The sequence below is a fragment of the Sphingomonas sp. IC-11 genome (assembly GCF_021043365.1).
GTDB lineage: Bacteria > Pseudomonadota > Alphaproteobacteria > Sphingomonadales > Sphingomonadaceae > Sphingomonas.
On sequence record NZ_JAJNDU010000002.1, the window covers coordinates 58,034 to 75,688 of the forward strand.

Genomic DNA, 17,655 nt, shown 5'->3' on the forward strand with positions numbered 1-17,655 from the left:
GATGACGTTACCTATTCACCGTAGGTTGAGCGGCACGCGATGCTGCCGACCCGGGAGAGGGCGCGCGAATGGGCTACGATTATGTGATCGTGGGGGCGGGAGCAGCAGGATGCGTGCTGGCCTATCGCCTGTCTGAAGATCCCCACGTCGCGGTGTGCCTGATCGAGGCGGGGCCGCGCGACACGCACCCTTTCATCGCCATGCCCAAAGGGCTCGCCAAGGTGATGGCCGATCCCAAGCACCTATGGGCTTATGCCAGTCAGCCCGACGCCTGCACCGGCGAACAATCCGAAATGTGGGTGCGCGGACGCGTGCTGGGCGGATCTACCTCTACCAACGGCATGATGTACGTGCGCGGGCAGCCAGCCGATTTCGACGCGATCGCGGAAGTGTCGAGCGACGACTGGAGCTGGCAGCATATCGGCGCGGCCTATGCGGCGCTGGAAGGGCATGAGCTGGGCGCGGCAGAAACCCGTGGCGCCGCCGGCCCGCTCAAGGTGACCATGCCGACGCTGCGCGACAAATTGTCGGAGGCGCAGATCGCCGCAGGCGAGGCGATGGGGTGGCCGCGCAAGGAAGATGTCAACGCGCCCGACAATGGTGACGGCATTGGCTTCACGCCGCGCACCATCTCCGGCGGCAAGCGGCAGAGCGCCGCAACCGCTTTCCTGCGCCCGGCGGAGAAGCGCGCCAATCTGACGGTGATGACCGACTGCACGGTCGATCGCGTTACCTTTAACGGCAAGCGGGCCACCGGAGTTGAGGTGGTGCGCGCTGGCAAGCGCGAGGCGCTGGCGGCGAAGGGTGAGGTGATCGTCTGCGGCGGCGCAATGGCGAGTCCCGGCGTGCTCGAGCGCTCGGGCATCGGCGACCGCGACCGACTGGCCGCGCTCGGCATTCCCTTGATCCACCACAATCCGGAAGTCGGCGAAGGGCTCATCGAACATCGCGGGCTGATTGTGCAGTGGAAGGTCAAACGCGACATTTCGCAGAACAAGCAGTTCCATGGCTGGCGGCTTCTGCGGTCCGCTGCGCGATATTACCTGACTCGCTCAGGCCCGATGGCAGCCGCTGCATATGAGATCGGTGGCTGGTTCCGCACGCGACCGGGGCTGAACCGGCCCGATGCGCAGATGCTGGTTGCGCCATTCTCGTTCGATTTCGCCAAGCAGCGGCAGGATGTCGAGCGCTTTCCCGGTATGCACGTTGTTGTCTATCCGCTGCGTCCGTCCTCGCGCGGCAGCATCCATATCACTACCCGTGATCCGGATGCGGCGGCGTCGTTCCGGCCGAATTACCGCGCTAACGAGGAAGACCGTGCCGCCATGATCGGCGCAATCCGGGTAGTGCGCGATTACGTCCGCCAACCGCCGCTCGGCGAGCTGGTCGGCCAGGAGACCATGCCGGGCGCGCAATACGAAACCGACGAGCAAATTCTGCAAGCATACGATCGCTATGGCACCTGCGGCTATCATGCGGTCGGCAGCTGCCGAATGGGAAGTGACGCGGCGTCCGTGGTGGACCCCCAACTGCGCGTGCGCGGGGTCGACGGCCTGCGCGTCATGGACACCTCGATCATGCCCACAATCCCGGCTGGCAATACGCAGGGCCCGACCATGGCAATGGCATGGCGCGCTGCGGACCTGATCCTTCGCGATCGGGTCGCCTTGCAGGAATGATCAATATCTATTGACATTAGGTTTGTTACGGCCGAATTCTCGGCCGCGCGACAGAAGATCGCACCACGTGTTTCCAGAGAGGATGTTGAAGGATGAAGCGTTCCTTGCGGCTCGCCTTGGTGGCGCTGACCTCCACCACAGCCATTGTGCCCCTGACCGTGCAGGCGCAGACGGCGCAGGAGCCCGCGACCGGCGGGGTCGAGGCATCCGCGACCGGCGAAACCCGCCCCGCGAACACGACGCCTTCTGCAGCCGGCGATGGCGAGATCATCATCACCGCCCGGCGCCGTGACGAGCGTCTGCTCGACGCGCCGGTCGCGGTCACCGCAGTCGGCGGCGAGACGCTGACCCAATATCAGGCAACCCGCGTCAGCGATATCGCGACGCTGGTGCCCTCGCTGATTGCTGGCAAGGCAGCATCAGGCTCTTCCGCCAGCATCTTCCTGCGCGGCGTCGGCTCGACCGCGCTGAGCGCCGGCTTCGACCAGTCAGTGTCGTTCGTCATCGACGGCCTGCCGATGAGCCGCGGGCGCGAGATCAGCCTCCCGCAGTTCGACATCCAGCGCGTCGAGGTTCTGAAGGGCCCGCAGGCCTTGTTCTTCGGCAAGAACACCACCGGCGGCCTGATCAGCGTATCGAGCAACAACCCGACCAATACGTTCGAGGGCGGGATCAAGGGCGGGTACGGGTTCAATGCCGACGAACATTATGTCGAGGGGTATCTGTCCGGCCCGGTATCCGACACGCTGCGAGCGCGTGTCGCCGGCCGTTATTCCAAGGCGAAGGGTGCCTTCACCAACACGGCGGCGGATGAGTACACCAACTACATACCCGGCCAGTTCCGCACCCGCGACCGCGACCGGCGCGGCTTTTCGGAAGCCTATGGCGCTCGTGGCACGATCGAATGGGAGCCGAGCAGCGCATTCAACCTGCAGGTGAAGGGCGGCTTCACAAAGGTGAAGGATGGCGGTCCCACCGACATCGTGGAACGGCTGTGCGGGGGCGGACGCACCACCCCGCTTGCGGCGAATGGTATACCGCCCAGCCCCAATGCGGATTGCCGCATTAACGGGCGATCGGACCAGTCCGCCATCCCCATTCAGGTGGCTGAGGCCAATTATCGCTATGCCCGCGACGGCAACATGTACGGCGATTTCGCGTCGCAATACGGCATCGTGACCGCCAACGTGACGAGCGATCCGTTCGATGTCACGTCCATCACCGGCTATTATCACTTCCGCCAATATGATCTGAACAACGTGTCGGGCGAAGCTTATCCGGCCGGGTTCAGCCAGCTCGCCGATTTTGATCAGTTTTCGCAGGAATTACGGTTCCAGTCCAAGTTCGACGGGCCGTTTAACATTCTGTTCGGCGGCTTCTATGCGCACGGCGATTTCGTCTTCAATACCGATGCCTATTTTGCGCCGGTGCCGTTTGATCCGGGTACGGGCACGTACGTCAGCTTCAAGCGCGACAATGGCTTCAAGACTGACTCCATGTCGGTGTTCGCCGAAGGAACGCTCAATCTGTCGGAGCAGTTCGAACTGTCGGCCGGGGCGCGCTATAGCCTGGAAGCACGCGACAGCTACCAGCGCTCACTGCCGGCGAACGCAGCCTTTGCTGCGGCCTTCCCCGGTGGGATCGTCGTGACCGACCGCTACCGGGACGACAACATTTCGCCGCAGGCGACGATCCGGTTCAAGCCGGATACCGACACCACGCTGTACGCCTCGTACAAGCAGGGCTTCAAGGCGGGCGGCTTCAACATCTCGCAGGCGCTGACGCCGGCCCCGACCGCCGTGTTACAGGATCAGGGCCGTTTCGGCGCGGAGACGGCAGAGGGTGGCGAGATCGGCTATCGCACGCTGGCCTTCGGTCGCCGGCTGACCTTCAGCCTGACGGCGTATCGCTACGAATATAAGGATCTGCAGGTCCAGTTCTTTGACCCAACCACCGTGTCGCTCACCGCGGGCAATGCCGGCAAGCTGCGCACGCAGGGCGTGGAAGCAGACTTCAACTTCCGCGTGCCGGGGATCGACGGCTTCAGCCTGCGTGGTGCGGCAGCCTATAACGACGTCAAATACCAGGACTATATCGGCCAATGCTATCCTGGGCAGACAATCGCGCTGGGCTGCAATCTCCAGCCCGCCGGCGGTGTCTTCAACGCGCAGGATTATGACGGTCGCACGCCCCCGAAGGCGCCCAAGTTCGCCGGACGCGCCGGCTTCACGTTCGAAGTGCCGGTGACCGACTCGGGATGGTCGGTGCGTGCCTCCAGTGATGTGAGCTATACGTCGAAGTATAATTTTACCGATGCGCTCCGCCCCGATGCCATTCAGAAGGGATATGCGAAGCTCGACGCGGCACTGGCGCTCAACGGTCCGGACGAACGCTGGACGCTGTCGGTGATCGGCCGCAACCTCACCAACAAGCTGGTAGTCACGGCCGCGAACGACATTCCGTTCACGGGCGGAACCGGCGGCGGGACGGCCGGCCCAGGCGTCACCGCCGACATGTCTGCCTTTGTCGACAATCCGCGCGAAGTGTTCGTGGAACTGGCGTTCAAGTTCTGATCTGTTTCCTCCCGGGAAACCTCACAGGGGCGGTGGGTTCACCGCCCCTTTTTCTTGTCACCTGCTGCCGTACCGCGCGCGGAGGCCGGCAAGCAGCACCTGCAATCCTTCCTTGAAGATCTCCTCGTCCGAGGGTGCGAGTTCAAGCGCCTCGGCAAGGCGGGGGAAATGGGCCGAATCCACCTCGGGCATGGCCGGGATGTGATGCGTTTCCGCCGCTGCCGCGAATAGCGACGAGCCATAAGTGAACTTCTCGATCACTTCGTGCACGATCATGTGCGTGGCGAGCGGATACGGGCAATCGCGCAAACCGGCCTCGTAGGCGGGGAGCATCAATCGCCGCGGAAAGAAGCGCAACGACAGCGGGGCGGCATTGGGATGGCGCAGGGCAACGCGGCGCGTCGCGCAGCTGAGTTCCACCATCCGCGTCTCCCAATCCGTCGACCATTCCTCCTGCTCGTGGCCGACTTCCGAAAGCAAACTGCGCGCGACCTCCGCGAGAAGTTCCTCCTTGTCACGGAAGTGGTGGTAGAGCGATGGCGCACTGACCCCCAGCTCCTTGGCCACAGCCTGCAGGCTCAGGGCGTCCAGACCCTTAGCATCGATGAGCCGTAACGCCGCCGCAGCCGCCGCCTCACGCGTGATCAGCGGAGACGACGGGCGCCCTGCACGCGGCACGCGACGCTTGCCGTCAACGGTCGTCTTCGTCCTCTTCGCGACTGCCGGTGTCATGATGTTCATGCCACTAAGCTAACCGGCTTACTGCTTGACGGCCAGAGCTTGCGCTGCGTAGCGTTAACCTAACAATCATAGGTTTAACAATCGTGCGAGGGGAGGGCCAATGAGCAGCTATGACGTGGTGATCGTCGGCGCCGGCCATGGCGGGGCGCAGGCCGCCATCGCGCTGCGCCAGGCAAAGTTCGACGGGACGCTCGCGGTGATCGGCGCGGAACCGGAACTGCCCTATGAACGCCCGCCTTTGTCCAAGGAATATCTCGCCGGCGACAAGACGTTCGACCGCATCCTGATCCGCCCGGCGGCCTTCTGGCAGGAACGCGGCGTGGAGATGCTGCTCGGCCGCGCGGTCACTGCCGTCGATCCCGCCGCGCATACCGTCACCACCGCCGATGGCCGGGCGATCGGCTACCGCCACCTCATCTGGGCGACCGGCGGCAGCCCGCGCCGCCTCGCCTGCGCCGGCAACGATCTCGCCGGGGTCCATACCGTGCGCACCCGCGCCGACGCCGATCGCATGATGGCCGAGCTTCCCGGCGTGACCGACGCGGTCGTCATCGGTGGCGGCTATATTGGGCTGGAAGCCGCCGCCGTCCTCGCCAAGTTCGGCAAGAAGGTCGTTCTGCTCGAGGCGCTCGACCGGGTCCTCGCCCGAGTCGCCGGCCCGGACCTGTCACGCTTCTACGAGGCGGAGCATCGCGCGCACGGCGTCGACGTTCGGCTCGGCGCTGTGGTCGACTGCATCGTCGGCGAGGACGGTCGCGCCACTGGCGTGCGCCTTTCCGACGGCAGCGTCATCCCGGCGCAGCTCGTCATCGTCGGCATCGGCATCATCCCCGCGGTGGAACCCTTGCTCGCCGCGGGAGCGGTCGGCGGCAATGGCGTCGCGGTCGACGCGCAATGCCGCACCAGCCTGCCCGACGTCTTCGCGATCGGCGATTGCGCGCTCCACACCAACGGCTTTGCCGACGGCACGGAGATCCGGCTCGAATCGGTGCAGAACGCCAACGACCAGGCCAATGTCGTCGCGAAGACGATCGCCGGGCAGGACGCCGCTTATCACGCGGTGCCGTGGTTCTGGTCCAACCAATATGATCTGAAGCTGCAGACCGTCGGCCTCTCGATCGGCCATGACGCCACCGTCCTGCGCGGCGACCCGGCCACCCGCAGCTTCTCGATCATCTACCTCAAGGCCGGCCGCGTCATCGCGCTCGATTGCGTCAATGCGGTCAAGGATTACGTCCAGGGCCGCAAACTGGTCGAGGCCCGCGCCGCGCCCGATCCCGCGCGGCTCGCGGACCCGAATGTTCCCCTCAAAGAAACGTAAAACTATTGCCATTAGTTTTTAGATGGGGTATGTCGTGCCGACAAACAGGAGAGGTGCGACCATGAACTTCGTCGCCGACATAGCGAGGCCGGCCGAGCGCCGCGTGACCCGGCTGTCCGACCTGACCGACAGTCAGCAGGCGGCTATTCGCCGGATTCCCGCCGAAAAGGACGCTGTCAACGTCCCACTCGCGGCTACGCGTCCGAACGAGATCTTCACTGGTCGCGAGCGGTTTGACGCCGAACAGGCGAAGATCTTCCAGAAGCACGCCGTGCCGATCGCTCTATCGGCGCTATTGCCGGAGGCAGGGTCGGTCGTCGCGATCGAGGCCTATGGCAAGCCCCTGCTCGTTACCCGGACGCGTGCCGACGAGATCAAGGTTTTCATCAACGCTTGCCAGCACAAGGGCGCGAAGCTGGTGGAGGATTGCGCCGTCCACAAGCAGGGGCGAATGGTTTGCCCCTACCATGCCTGGGCCTACGGCCTCGACGGCAAGCTGATCGGCGTTGCCCGCTCGGACATGTTCGAAGGCGTGATGAAGGATCAGCGCGGGCTGAAGGAGTTGCCCAGCATCGTCTGGGGCGGCGTAATCTATGCGCAGCTGAACGGCGGGCCGCTCGACGTGTCGCAACTGCACGACCAGATCGATGCAGACTTCACCGCGCTTGGCATCCCCGGCGGCCATGTCTACGGTCGCAAGACCTTCGACCTGAAGGCCAATTGGAAAGTCGTTCTCGAGCCTTTTCTGGAGGGTTATCACGTCCAGCGGCTGCATGCGGCATCGATTGGCGCTCTGTTTGTCGATGCGCCAAGCGTCAGCGATACGTTCGGCGTCAACATCCGTCAGGTATCCGGGCGCATCGGCTACGAGCCGTCGATGCTGGACGAGGATGCGGACATGAACGTCCACAAGCTTGTCACCCACGCCTATACCGCATTCCCGAATGTCGTGATCGTCACCAGCCAATATTACACGAGCGTGATGATCCTGATGCCGTACGGCGTCGACCGGACGATCGTGCATTATTACATGATCACTCCCGGTCCAGCGACAACGCCCAAAGCGGAAGAGGTGTTCGAACGCTCCTACGACCTGATCATCAAGGTGTTCGCGGGAGAGGACTTCCGCGCGGCGCAGATCAGCCAGGAGGGGTTGAACGCGGGTGTGCCCGAAAGCACCGTCTATTGCGGGCTCGAGGAGAACGTGATCCGCTATTACGAAGCGCTGGAGACGTTGCTGTAGATGCCGCAGCTGATCGTTAGGACGCGCGACGGTACCGAGCATGAAGTAGCTGGCGAGGCCGGGCTCAGCGTCATGGAGGTGATCCGCGACAACGGGTTCGACGAACTGCTCGCCATGTGCGGCGGCAGTTGTTCGTGTGCGACATGCCACGTCTATGTGGACGAGGATCAGCTTGACTGCCTTGGCCCGCTCGGCCCGGACGAGCACGAACTGCTCGACAGCTCCGAACATCGCAGTGAGCGTTCGCGCCTGTCCTGCCAGTTGCGCTTCGACGGTTCACTCGACGGTCTGCGCATCACCATCGCGCCGGAGGATTGAACGTGGAGCAGGCATTGCGCGAGGCGCTCGACCGCCATCTGGCAAGCGCTCGCGACGGGTCGGCCGCCCTTCGAGCTGCGGGCGCTTTCGGGTTGATTGTGCCCGAGGAACTGGGCGGTCTCGGGCTGGATGCTTCCACGGCGGGAGCCGTGCTTGGAACGCTTGGCGAGCATTGTGCGCCGACATCCTTCCTTGAGACATGCGTCATTGCCGCGCAGCTGCTGCGGGGCGCTCGAACGCCGGCCGGGGATGGCGTGCTGCGGGACATCGCGAACGGCGCAACGGTCGCCGTTGCGGGGCTCGACCCACGGCTTCGACCAAGCGTCAGCGCGACACCTACGGCTGGGGGCTGGCGACTCGATGGCGACGCACCGCTGGTGCTAGACGGTGCGTCTGCGGCGTACCTGCTCGTGGCGGCGCGGACCGAAAGCTACGCGTCCGCGCTTCTTCTGGTATCCGCAAAGACCGAAGGCGTGATCGCCAAGGCTTATCCGACGATCGATGGCCGCTGCGCCGCCGACCTCCGCTTCATCAACGCCGATGCCGCGCTGCTCGCGATGGATGTCGACGATGCGCTGAGCGAAGCGGGTGACATTGCGCTTGCCTGCCTCGCGTCAGAAGCAAGCGGTTTGATGCGGCGGCTAGTGAGGGACACAGTTGCCTATGCCAAGGAGCGCCAACAATTCGGCCAGCCGATCGCGCACTTCCAGGTGATCCAGCATCGGCTTGCCGACATGTATATCCAGTCTCGCCGGGCGACAGCGATTGCGACGCGCGCCTGCCAGGCGCTGGGCGGCCACTGGGCCGAGCGCGCGCGGCTGGTCAGTGCCGCGAAAGTGACGGTGGCTGATGCCGGGCGCTTCGTCGGGCAGAATGCGGTTCAACTGCACGGGGGCATGGGCATGACGCAGGAACTGCTCGTCGGCCGATGCTTCAAACGCCTGACGGTGATCGAACACGAACTCGGTAGCGCCGATCAGCACCGCCAGCGCTTTGGGCGGATGACGGCGCAACTCGCGGCTTAGTCGCTCCTTTTGAGGAGCTACACGCCCCCTTCCCCTGGAAAGAGGGGGCAGGGGCAGGTGGCAGGCCCGAGGGACGAGCCGAGCGCGCAGGTCTATGGGAAACACTGTCCATCCCAGCGCGCCCTTCGAAGGAGAGGGTCTTGCGGGCTACAATCCAAGCGCCGCCTTGGCGATGATACCCCGTTGGATCTCGTTGGTGCCGGCATAGATCAGGCCGGCGCGTGTATTGAGGTAGCGAAGCGGTGCGATCGCCTGCCACCGTTCGCCGCTGCAGTAATCTGACGCCGCTTCCGGATAGCCGACAACGGGACCGCCCGGCTCGGTCACGCCGGGCTGCCATGCCCGCCCGACGGGTCCAGCAGCTTCAAGCTCGAGTTCCGACAAGCGCCCCGCCAACTCCGTACCTAGTATCTTCATGATCGACGGATCGGCCCCAAGTTGCTCGCCCCGCGACAGCTTCGACAAGGACTCGCTTTCAAGCGCGTCGAGCACCTCGATGTGGATCTCAAGGTCCGTCAACTTGTTGGCAAACAGCGGCTCTTCGGCAAGTGGCCCGGCTTGATCGCGCAATGCGTCGAGCCTGACCTGAAGCTGCGGCGCATAGGCCGAGCCGCCCCGTTCGAACTCGAGCAGATATTTGGCGACGCTCCACCCCTCGTCAATCGCGCCAAGAACGTTGCCAATCGGAACGCGTACCTGGTCGAAAAACACCTGATTCTGGATCCATTCGCCAGACGCCATGACGATCGGGCGCACTTCGATACCCGGCGTTGTCATGTCCACGAGCAGGAACGTGATGCCCTGCTGCTTGCGCTCACCCCGCGCGGTGCGGACGAGGCAGAACATCCAGTTCGCGACATTGGCATGGGTGATCCAGATCTTGCTGCCGGTACAGACGAGATCGTCACCGTCGCGCTCGGCCTTCATCTGCAGCGCCGCAAGGTCCGATCCGGCGCCCGGTTCGGAATAGCCCTGACACCAGAAATGCTCGCCCGACAGCATCCGCGGTAGGAAGAACGCCTTTTGCTCTTCCGTGCCAAAGCGGATGATCGCCGGCCCGGCCATGTTGATCCCCATTGGCGAGGTGGGCGGCGCGCCGGCGAGGACGCGCTCCCGCTCGAAGATGTGGCGCTGCGTGACCGTCCATCCGGCGCCGCCATGCTCCTTCGGCCAGGCCGGTGCCGCCCAGCCGCGTTGGTGGAGGATCGCCTGCCACGCCATCTGTGCCTTGTGATCGGCGTAGACGCTCGTCATGCGGCTACCCGCCGCGCGGATCGCGGGCGTCAGCTTCTCGGCGAGAAAGGCGCGAACCTCTGTGCGAAAGGCCTCGTCTTCGGGCGTCAGCTTCATGGCGCCGCAACCACTGCTTCGGGGATGGTGCCTGCAGGTTGCTTGGGAATGAAGATCGACTTTGGCCGGGTGAACTCGAGCAAGCCAGCCAGCCCGTTCTCCTGCCCGAAGCCGGATTGCTTAGCGCCAGCCAGCGGCGTGAAGGGCGTCGATTGCAGGTTCTGGTTGATCCACACCGTGCCCGTATCGAGCTGGTGGGCTATCTCGGTCGCCTTTTCGACGTTGGCGGACCAGACTGCCCCGGCAAGGCCGTATTCGGTGTCGTTGGCGCGCGCGATCACGTCGTCCACGTCCGTCCACTTGAGCAGCGGCAGTACCGGCCCAAAGGCTTCCTCCACTACGACGCGAGCATCGTCGGGCGGGTTGTCGACCAGCGTCAGCGGCACGAAATAGCCACGCTGCGGCACCTCACCGCCCTCGAGCAGCGTCAGCCCGTTCGCCCGCGCATCGTCGAGCAGGCCGAGCACGCGGCGATACTGCGCCTCATTCTGGATCGGGCCGTAGCGACTGCCCTGCTCAGCACCGTCACCGACCGGCGTGGCTTTGGCGAGCTCGTGCAGCCGGTCCCGGACCTGGTCATAGATATCGGCGTGGATGAACAGCCGCTTGGTCGCAACGCACACCTGCGCGGTGTTGTGAAATGCACCCTCGAACAGCTGTTCCGCCACCGCATCGACATCAACGTCCGGCAGCACGATCGCCGCGTCATTTCCGCCCAGCTCGAGCGTGATACGCTTCAAGTCCTTGGCGGCGCTTTCCATCACGCGGCGCCCCGTCGCCGTGGAGCCGGTAAAGCTGATCTTGGCGAATCCCTTGTGCGCCGTCATCCGCGGTCCCAGCGCGTCTCCGCCCGAAATGACGTTGAATACGCCGGCAGGAAAGCAATCGCGGATCAGTTCGCCGATCCGTAGCGTGGTAAGCGGGGTAAAGGGCGAAGGCTTCAGGACCAGCGTGTTGCCGGCCATAATTGCCGGCGCGATCTTCCACACTGCCAGCAGCACCGGGAAGTTCCACGGCACGATTCCGCAGACGACACCCAGCGGCACGTGATGCACCTCGATCCGGCGGGTGTCGGTCTCCTCCGTCACGTCGACGGGGATGTCGAGCATGGTGGTCGCCTTCATCCACATCGCACCGCCCAGCACCTCGCCCTTGGCGCCGGGGTAGGGACGGCCCTGTTCCTTGACGAACAGGCTGGCCAGCTCGTCGGCATTGGCCTCGATGATCTCGGCTGCCTTGATCAGCGCTGCCTTGCGCTCCGCGATCGGTACATTCTTCCAGGTCGCAAAGGCGCGGGTCGCAGCAGCGACCGCGCGATCGAGATCGGCGGGGGTCGCGTCGGGAGCCTCGGCGAACACCTCACCTGTCGCCGGGTTGCGCACCGGCAGCGAGGTCGCCGTGGGCGCGGCGGCGCCGTCGATCGTCATGGTGAAGCTTGTTGCTGCCGCGCTGGCCATCTCACTCTCCCGCTGATCGCGGCCATCAGCCGCTTGTGTCTGATAACCTAATGCCCATAGATAAAGCGCGCGGCAAGAGGTTGGGAGAGGAAGATGGCAGTTGACCGGCCTCTGACGGGGGTCCGGGTGGTCGATGCGGTGCACGGCCCGCTGAGCGTGACCACACGGTATCTGGCCGAGCTTGGCGCGCAGGTGGATCGCATCGTGGTTGCCGCGGCAGGGGACAGCTTGTCGGACCGCATCGCTAATCTCGGCAAGACGGTGCATCCTTTCGATCATCACGCACCCCAAGCGGCGGCCCTGCTCGCCGCCGCGGATATCATTGTCGAGGATTGCGGCCTCCAGCTGAGCTGGCGCCTACCGGCGCAGGTCATCGTCAGCGTCAGTCCATTCGGGCACGGGAATTCCTTCTCGGGCTGGCAGGCGAGCGACGCCATCTTGAATGCGCTTTCAGGCGAACTGTCGCGCTCCGGCATCCGCGGACGTGAGCCGCTGCTGCCGCCGGGCCAACTCGCGTGGCAGTGCGCGGCGGTGCAGGCGGCCTTCCTGGCCCTGCAATCCTACTTCCTTGCCCTGCGGACCGGACAGGGTGACCGCATCGACTTTGCCGCGTTGGACGGCGCCGTGCAGGCGCTTGATCCGGGCTTCGGGATTGGGGGCAGCGCCACCCTGGGGCGGCCTGCGCATCTGTTATCGCGCGATCGACCGGCCAAGGGCTTTCAATATCCCATCATCCCCTGTGCCGACGGTCACGTACGCCTGTGCCTGCTCTCAGCACGGCAGTGGCAGGGCATGTTCCGCTGGATGGGCGAACCGCCTGCCTTCTCCGACCCGAGCTTCAACAAGACGGCTGTTCGTTACAAGTCAGCTGATCTTCTGCCGGCGATCGCCGCCTTTTTTGCGGACAAGACCCGGGCGGAACTTGAAGCGGGTGCCATCTCGCACGGCGTGCCGCTGAGTGGTTTGTCGACGCTCGCTGAAGCGCCAATGCTGCCGCACTTCGTTGAACGTGCATCTTTCCGGAGCGAAGCCGTGGATGGTGCGACCTATCCCGTCCCCAACGGGTGCATCATCGTGGACGGGGAGCGGATGACGCCAGACGCTGACCATGCGCAGGCTCGCCTGACGACAAGCGCACATCATCTGTCCCGGCCTTTCGAGGGGCTGAAGGTGCTGGACCTCGGCGTCATCGTCGTCGGTGCCGAGACTGGTCGCCTGCTGGCCGATCAGGGTGCCGACGTCGTCAAGGTGGAGAGCGCTGCCTTTCCGGATGGCAATCGCCAATCCTATTTGCCTTATGGCCTGTCGGCGAGCTTCGCGGCCGGGCACCGCAACAAGCGAAGTGTCGGTCTCGATCTGCGTGACCCGGACGGCAAGGCGCTCTTCCTTCGCCTGGTTGGGCAGGCGGATGTGGTACTCTCCAACTTCAAGCCCGGGACGATGCAGTCGCTTGGTCTCGGCCGTGATGTCCTCAAAGCCGCCAATCCGCGCGTGATCAGCGTGGAGAGTTCCGCGTTCGGGGATAGCGGGCCTTGGAGCAAGCGGATGGGCTATGGCCCGCTCGTGAGGGCTGCCACGGGCCTGACGGAAGCGTGGCGCTACGCCGATGATCCCGAAAGCTTCAGCGACTCCATCACCATCTACCCCGACCATGTCGCCGGCCGCGTCGGGGCGATCGCCGCGGTGGCATTGCTGATCCGACGTGAGCGGACCGGGCAGGGAGGCCACGCCAGCATCGCCCAGGCGGAGGTCATGCTCGCCCAGTTCGGCGCCGAGATCGCACGAGCGTCGACCGGCGCTCCTGCGCAAGGCGAGCGCTCGGCGGTGTACCGGTGCAGCGGCGATGACGAGTGGATCGCGGTGACGATGCGCACCGACGCCGATTCCGCCGCTGTCGCTTCGGTGTGCGAGGGACAGCCTTTGGAGGAGTGGCTGGCTTGTATGGACGCCGACGATGCGATGCGCCGCTTGCAGGCCGCCGGCGTTCCCGCCGCCCGGATGTTGCGGGTGGGGGACCTTCCGGCGTTCGACTATGTCTCTGAGCGGCGCCTTCTGCGGTGCGAGCATCACCCCTTCCTGGCAGACCCTGTCACCGCCGAAGCACGGCAAGCACATAGCCGGCTACCGGCAGCACCGATGCGATCGGCGCCTCTGATGGGCGAGCATAGCGACGAGATCCTGGGGCAGTGGCTCGCCCTTGATCCCGACACAATCGACCGCCTCGCCGTCAAGGGCGTGATCCAGCGCACCAGCCCAGACGAGCGACGCGCCATCGAGCAAACGCTCGCGGCAAGCGCCTCTGATCGGGTGGGCGCGTAAGGGTCTGCACGGTGATGGCCGTTTACCTGCGCATTCCGCTCGACTTCGCTGTGCAACAAGCATTGCTGCACTTGTGAGCCGCGGGCGCACCGGCGTTTCTGACGCCCGGAGCGACCAGATCGACCGGGCTGTAAGTCGTGGGACCGGCACCAGGCTGACCCAAGCCGGGGAGACCACGAAAGCGGACGGCAGCCGCGCGGAAGCGCGCCACTCCCGGGAGGAAAATGGAGTAAGGTAAGTATCTGGAGACTGATTGGCGGAGCGGGAGGGATTCGAACCCTCGATACGGTTTTGCCGTATACTCACTTTCCAGGCGAGCGCCTTCGACCACTCGGCCACCGCTCCGCATACCTGGAAGTAGCGCGCCCTAAGCTGCCCGCGCGTTCGGCGCAAGCGTTTGCGCATTGCCTACCGCATTATGCCGCGTCACGGTGCGGTAATGGCCGCTTTTCTCCTCTCCCTGCTCATCGCCCAGGCTGCCGCCGCGCAAGCCGCGGGCCGCGCCTCGCCCAGCCCGCAATCGCCCAGCGAAATCTTGGCAGCGGCACCTGCCGCGGAATGGGTCGAGATCGCTGCCGATGACTTGCTGGTGATGGATCTTGCCGCCAATCCCGGCGAGAGCCAGCGGCGGATCGTGATTCAGTTGATCGCCGAACCGTTCGCGCGTCCCTGGGTCGCCAATGTGCGCCGGCTCGCCGCTGCGCACTGGTGGGACGGAACAAGCGTCAATCGGGTGCAGGACAATTACGTCGCGCAATGGGGCGATGCGACGGAGAAGAAGCCGCTGCCGCCGCACCTCACCGTAGCTGCGGAGAGCGACTATACCACTGACCGTGCTGCATTGCGCCCTGAAGAGCTGACGCCCGGCCCCTCGGACGTCTATGCGCCGGCCACCTTCTTCTATCGCGGCTGGCCCGTCGGTGCAGACGGGCAGGGCGGTGGCGCCGCTTGGCCGGTGCATTGCTACGGCATGGTCGGCGTTGGCCGCGATGTGTCGCCAAATACCGGCACCGGCGCGGAGCTTTATGCGGTAATCGGCCACGCGCCCCGACACCTCGACCGCAACATCGCGGTGGTCGGGCGCGTGATTGAGGGGATCGAGCATCTTTCCAGCCTTCCGCGGGGAAGCCTCGGCCTCGGCTTTTACGAGCGGGCCGAACAGCGCGTGCCCATCCGGCAGATCCGCTTGGCCAGCGAGTTGCCCGCAGCCGAGCGGCCCGCCTTCGCGTATCTGTCCACCAGATCCGGCAGCTGGTCCCGGTACGCAGCGGCGCGGGCCAATCGGCAGGATTCGTTCTTCATCCGGCCCGCCGGCGCGGCCGACATCTGCAACCTTCCGGTGCCGATCCGTCGGCCCCGCTAGATCATCTCAAACACCTGCCGATCGTGCGCAGGAGACAGGCGTGAAGGCGCGAGCCCGTGCTTCGCGCGATGGCGCGCCCAGCCCAGCGGTCGAGGGCGCCGAGCCGGTGGCGGCGCAACCATAAGCGAACTTGCCGTGCGCGCACGAACAGCAGCATCGAGCCGCTCTGGCGCTGCGCGGCCATCCGCAGGGTGTCGGCCGCGGCTGCCGTATTGCCGAGCAGTTCCCGGTGCCGGGCAAGGCCGGCCCAGGCGTGCGCGTTCCCGGGTGTTCGGGTTACCGCAGCATGGTGAAGCGGCGCTGCTTCCGTGAATCGTCCCAGATCATCGAGCAGCGCGGCCTGCGCGCTCAGGATATGGGATTCCGGCTCGATCTCGGCCGCTCGCTCCAGCAGGCGAAGCGCAGTCTGCGGCCGCCGGGCCGCGCAATGCCGCGCCAGCACGAAATGCTGATGCTGTGAGCGCCGTCGCTCGCGTCGGATGCGCGCCCGTACGCTGGCCGGGTCGAAGTCGCCGGCAACGATCGAGCGGATCGCTTGCTGCAATGCTCCCGTTTCCACCAGCAAGGGCCCAACCGGATGGCCGCCGAAGGGGATGGGGATACACGTCGCCCCATCCGCCCCCGCGATCATCTCCGCATGGCGCTGGTCCAGCCGCACGCGCGGGTCGTATAAGACATATTCGTGCGCGGCGCCGTGATAGGCCGGCTCATCGAACCGGGTCCGGGCGACATCGGCCTGCCACCTGGTTTCCCATGGCACGATCCGAGGATCGGCCGAAAACTGCGGCGACAGCGCGATCGCGGTGTCGGCGCCGCAGGGCAGGGCATAACGCAGGGCGGCATAGCCTCCCATGCTTGAACCGTATGTGATCACCCGATCATAGTCACCGGTCACGGCGGCAATGGCGGCGAGTGCGGCAGGGCGCTCCGGGTGCTGATACCATCGGTTGCGGCGGTTGATCACGTGGATGGCATCGATCTGTGCCGTGCGCAGGAACTCCTCGGCGAAGCCGGGGCGATCCAATATCGGTTCGGTGGTGTAGGAGCCAAAGGTGACGATCACCGTACCGCCGCGCATCCCCGCCCGCCGCACCAAGAGGTTGTCGGAACGGAACAGCGTCTGATCCAATCGGCCCTCCCACGCTGAACCCTAAACCGGTTCGCTGGCACGTCCAGCCGGTCACGCGCGGCGGCGCGCCGCTTGGTCCTTCTGCTTCAGTCGTCCTCGTCTTCGAAGCCGACCAGCGCCAGCGCCCGCGCCTTGATCTGGCGCATCGCACACCAGTGGATCAGCGCTTCCTCGCGTCCATGCGTCACCCACACCTCGCGCGGCGCGATCTCCTCGATCGTCTGGGTCAGCTCGTCCCAGTCAGCATGGTCGGACATGATCAGCGGCAGCTCGACCAGTTTCTGGCGCGCCCGCTGGCGCACCCGCATCCAGCCGCTTGCCATGGCGGTGATCGGGTCGGGCAGCCGGCGTGACCAGCGATCGTTAAGCGCACTGGGGGGGCACATCACCACGTGCCCCGCCATCGCCGCCTTCGCCACGCCCGCCACCGGGATCAGCTCGCCCAGCCGCACGCCGTGCTCGGCATAAAGGTCGCACAGACGCTGCAGCGCGCCGTGAATGTAGATCGGCGCCTCATGCCCGCGTTCGCGAAGTTCGGCGATCACCCGCTGTGCCTTGCCCAGCGCATAGGCGCCGACCAGCACGCAGCGGTCGGGATTGGCGTGAAGTCGCGCGACCAATTTGTCGATCTCGTCCCCCGTATCCGGGTGGCGGAAGACCGGCAGGCCGAACGTCGCCTCAGTGATGAACACGTCACACGCGATCGGCTGGAACGGCGCACAGGTGGGGTCGGCGCGCCGCTTGTAATCACCCGACACGACGATGCGTTCGCCGCGATGCTCGAGCAGGATCTGCGCGGAGCCGAGCACATGCCCGGCTGGCACGAACGTCGCCTCCACATCGCCCAGCCGGACTGTCTTGCCATAAGCGACCGGGTTACCGACCTGTTCGCCATAACGGGTGTCCATGATCGCCAGCGTCTCGGGCGTGGCCCAGACTTCGCCATGCCCGCCACGCGCGTGATCGGCATGGCCGTGGGTGACCAGTGCCTTGGCCTGCGGGGTTGAAGGATCGACCCAGGCGTCCGCCGGTCGAACGTAAATGCCGTGGGGGTGTGATTCCAGCCAATCGCCGAGCTTGGGCATATCCCCATTACGCACGAACGGATCAAATCGCCCCACCTCCTCGTTCTGCCTG

At 65.2% G+C, this 17,655-nt stretch carries 13 protein-coding genes and 1 tRNA gene; 8 read left to right on the forward strand and 6 right to left on the reverse strand.

Going from position 1 to position 17,655, the window contains the following annotated elements; all coding sequences use genetic code 11:
* The first annotated feature begins 68 nt into the window (after window positions 1–68).
* Window positions 69–1,679, forward strand: a complete 1,611-nt coding sequence (locus LQ954_RS08930; protein ID WP_231022799.1) for a GMC family oxidoreductase — start codon at window positions 69–71, stop codon at window positions 1,677–1,679.
* A gap of 92 nt (window positions 1,680–1,771) precedes the next feature.
* Window positions 1,772–4,252, forward strand: a complete 2,481-nt coding sequence (locus LQ954_RS08935) for a TonB-dependent receptor (RefSeq protein WP_231022800.1) — start codon at window positions 1,772–1,774, stop codon at window positions 4,250–4,252.
* A 57-nt stretch (window positions 4,253–4,309) separates the two neighbouring features.
* Here the strand turns inward: LQ954_RS08935 and LQ954_RS08940 are convergent, their stop codons facing one another.
* Window positions 4,310–4,993: a TetR/AcrR family transcriptional regulator gene (locus LQ954_RS08940; RefSeq protein WP_231022801.1), complete on the reverse strand. Its 684-nt coding sequence runs from the start codon at window positions 4,991–4,993 to the stop codon at window positions 4,310–4,312.
* A gap of 100 nt (window positions 4,994–5,093) precedes the next feature.
* On the opposite strand from LQ954_RS08940, the gene LQ954_RS08945 reads away from it, so the two are divergent.
* The 4 genes from LQ954_RS08945 (at window position 5,094) to LQ954_RS08960 (ending at window position 8,900) form a co-directional block, all read left to right on the forward strand.
* A complete protein-coding gene (locus tag LQ954_RS08945) occupies window positions 5,094–6,314 on the forward strand; it encodes an NAD(P)/FAD-dependent oxidoreductase (protein WP_231022802.1) in 1,221 nt (406 codons plus the stop codon).
* A gap of 61 nt (window positions 6,315–6,375) precedes the next feature.
* Entirely contained in the window at window positions 6,376–7,557 is a 1,182-nt protein-coding gene (locus LQ954_RS08950; RefSeq protein WP_227771908.1) for an aromatic ring-hydroxylating oxygenase subunit alpha, read from the forward strand.
* Window positions 7,558–7,875, forward strand: a complete 318-nt coding sequence (locus LQ954_RS08955; RefSeq protein ID WP_231022803.1) for a 2Fe-2S iron-sulfur cluster-binding protein — start codon at window positions 7,558–7,560, stop codon at window positions 7,873–7,875.
* Window positions 7,876–7,877: 2 nt separating this feature from the next.
* Entirely contained in the window at window positions 7,878–8,900 is a 1,023-nt protein-coding gene (locus LQ954_RS08960; protein WP_231022804.1) for an acyl-CoA dehydrogenase family protein, read from the forward strand.
* Window positions 8,901–9,047: 147 nt separating this feature from the next.
* Here the strand turns inward: LQ954_RS08960 and LQ954_RS08965 are convergent, their stop codons facing one another.
* Entirely contained in the window at window positions 9,048–10,250 is a 1,203-nt protein-coding gene (locus LQ954_RS08965) for an acyl-CoA dehydrogenase family protein (RefSeq protein WP_231022805.1), read from the reverse strand.
* On the reverse strand, window positions 10,247–11,707 hold the full coding sequence (locus LQ954_RS08970; RefSeq protein ID WP_231022806.1) for an aldehyde dehydrogenase family protein: 1,461 nt from the start codon (window positions 11,705–11,707) through the stop codon (window positions 10,247–10,249). The genes LQ954_RS08965 and LQ954_RS08970 overlap by 4 nt, the downstream gene beginning before the upstream one ends.
* Before the next feature lie 93 nt (window positions 11,708–11,800).
* Between LQ954_RS08970 and LQ954_RS08975 the strand changes: the two genes are divergently transcribed.
* The gene (locus LQ954_RS08975; protein WP_231022807.1) at window positions 11,801–14,026 is read left to right on the forward strand and encodes a CaiB/BaiF CoA-transferase family protein; all 2,226 of its coding nucleotides are present in this window, start codon (window positions 11,801–11,803) and stop codon (window positions 14,024–14,026) included.
* A 254-nt stretch (window positions 14,027–14,280) separates the two neighbouring features.
* Here the strand turns inward: LQ954_RS08975 and LQ954_RS08980 are convergent.
* Window positions 14,281–14,371 (reverse strand) — tRNA-Ser (locus tag LQ954_RS08980).
* A 94-nt stretch (window positions 14,372–14,465) separates the two neighbouring features.
* Between LQ954_RS08980 and LQ954_RS08985 the strand changes: the two genes are divergently transcribed.
* Window positions 14,466–15,389, forward strand: a complete 924-nt coding sequence (locus LQ954_RS08985; protein ID WP_231022808.1) for a peptidylprolyl isomerase — start codon at window positions 14,466–14,468, stop codon at window positions 15,387–15,389.
* Window position 15,390: 1 nt separating this feature from the next.
* On the opposite strand, the gene LQ954_RS08990 is transcribed toward LQ954_RS08985, so the two are convergent.
* Window positions 15,391–16,518, reverse strand: coding sequence for a tetratricopeptide repeat protein (locus LQ954_RS08990; protein ID WP_231022809.1), 1,128 nt, complete (start codon window positions 16,516–16,518; stop codon window positions 15,391–15,393).
* Between the two features lie 86 nt (window positions 16,519–16,604).
* The gene (locus LQ954_RS08995; RefSeq protein WP_231022810.1) at window positions 16,605–17,603 is read right to left on the reverse strand and encodes a ligase-associated DNA damage response exonuclease; all 999 of its coding nucleotides are present in this window, start codon (window positions 17,601–17,603) and stop codon (window positions 16,605–16,607) included.
* Between the last annotated feature and the right edge of the window lie 52 nt (window positions 17,604–17,655).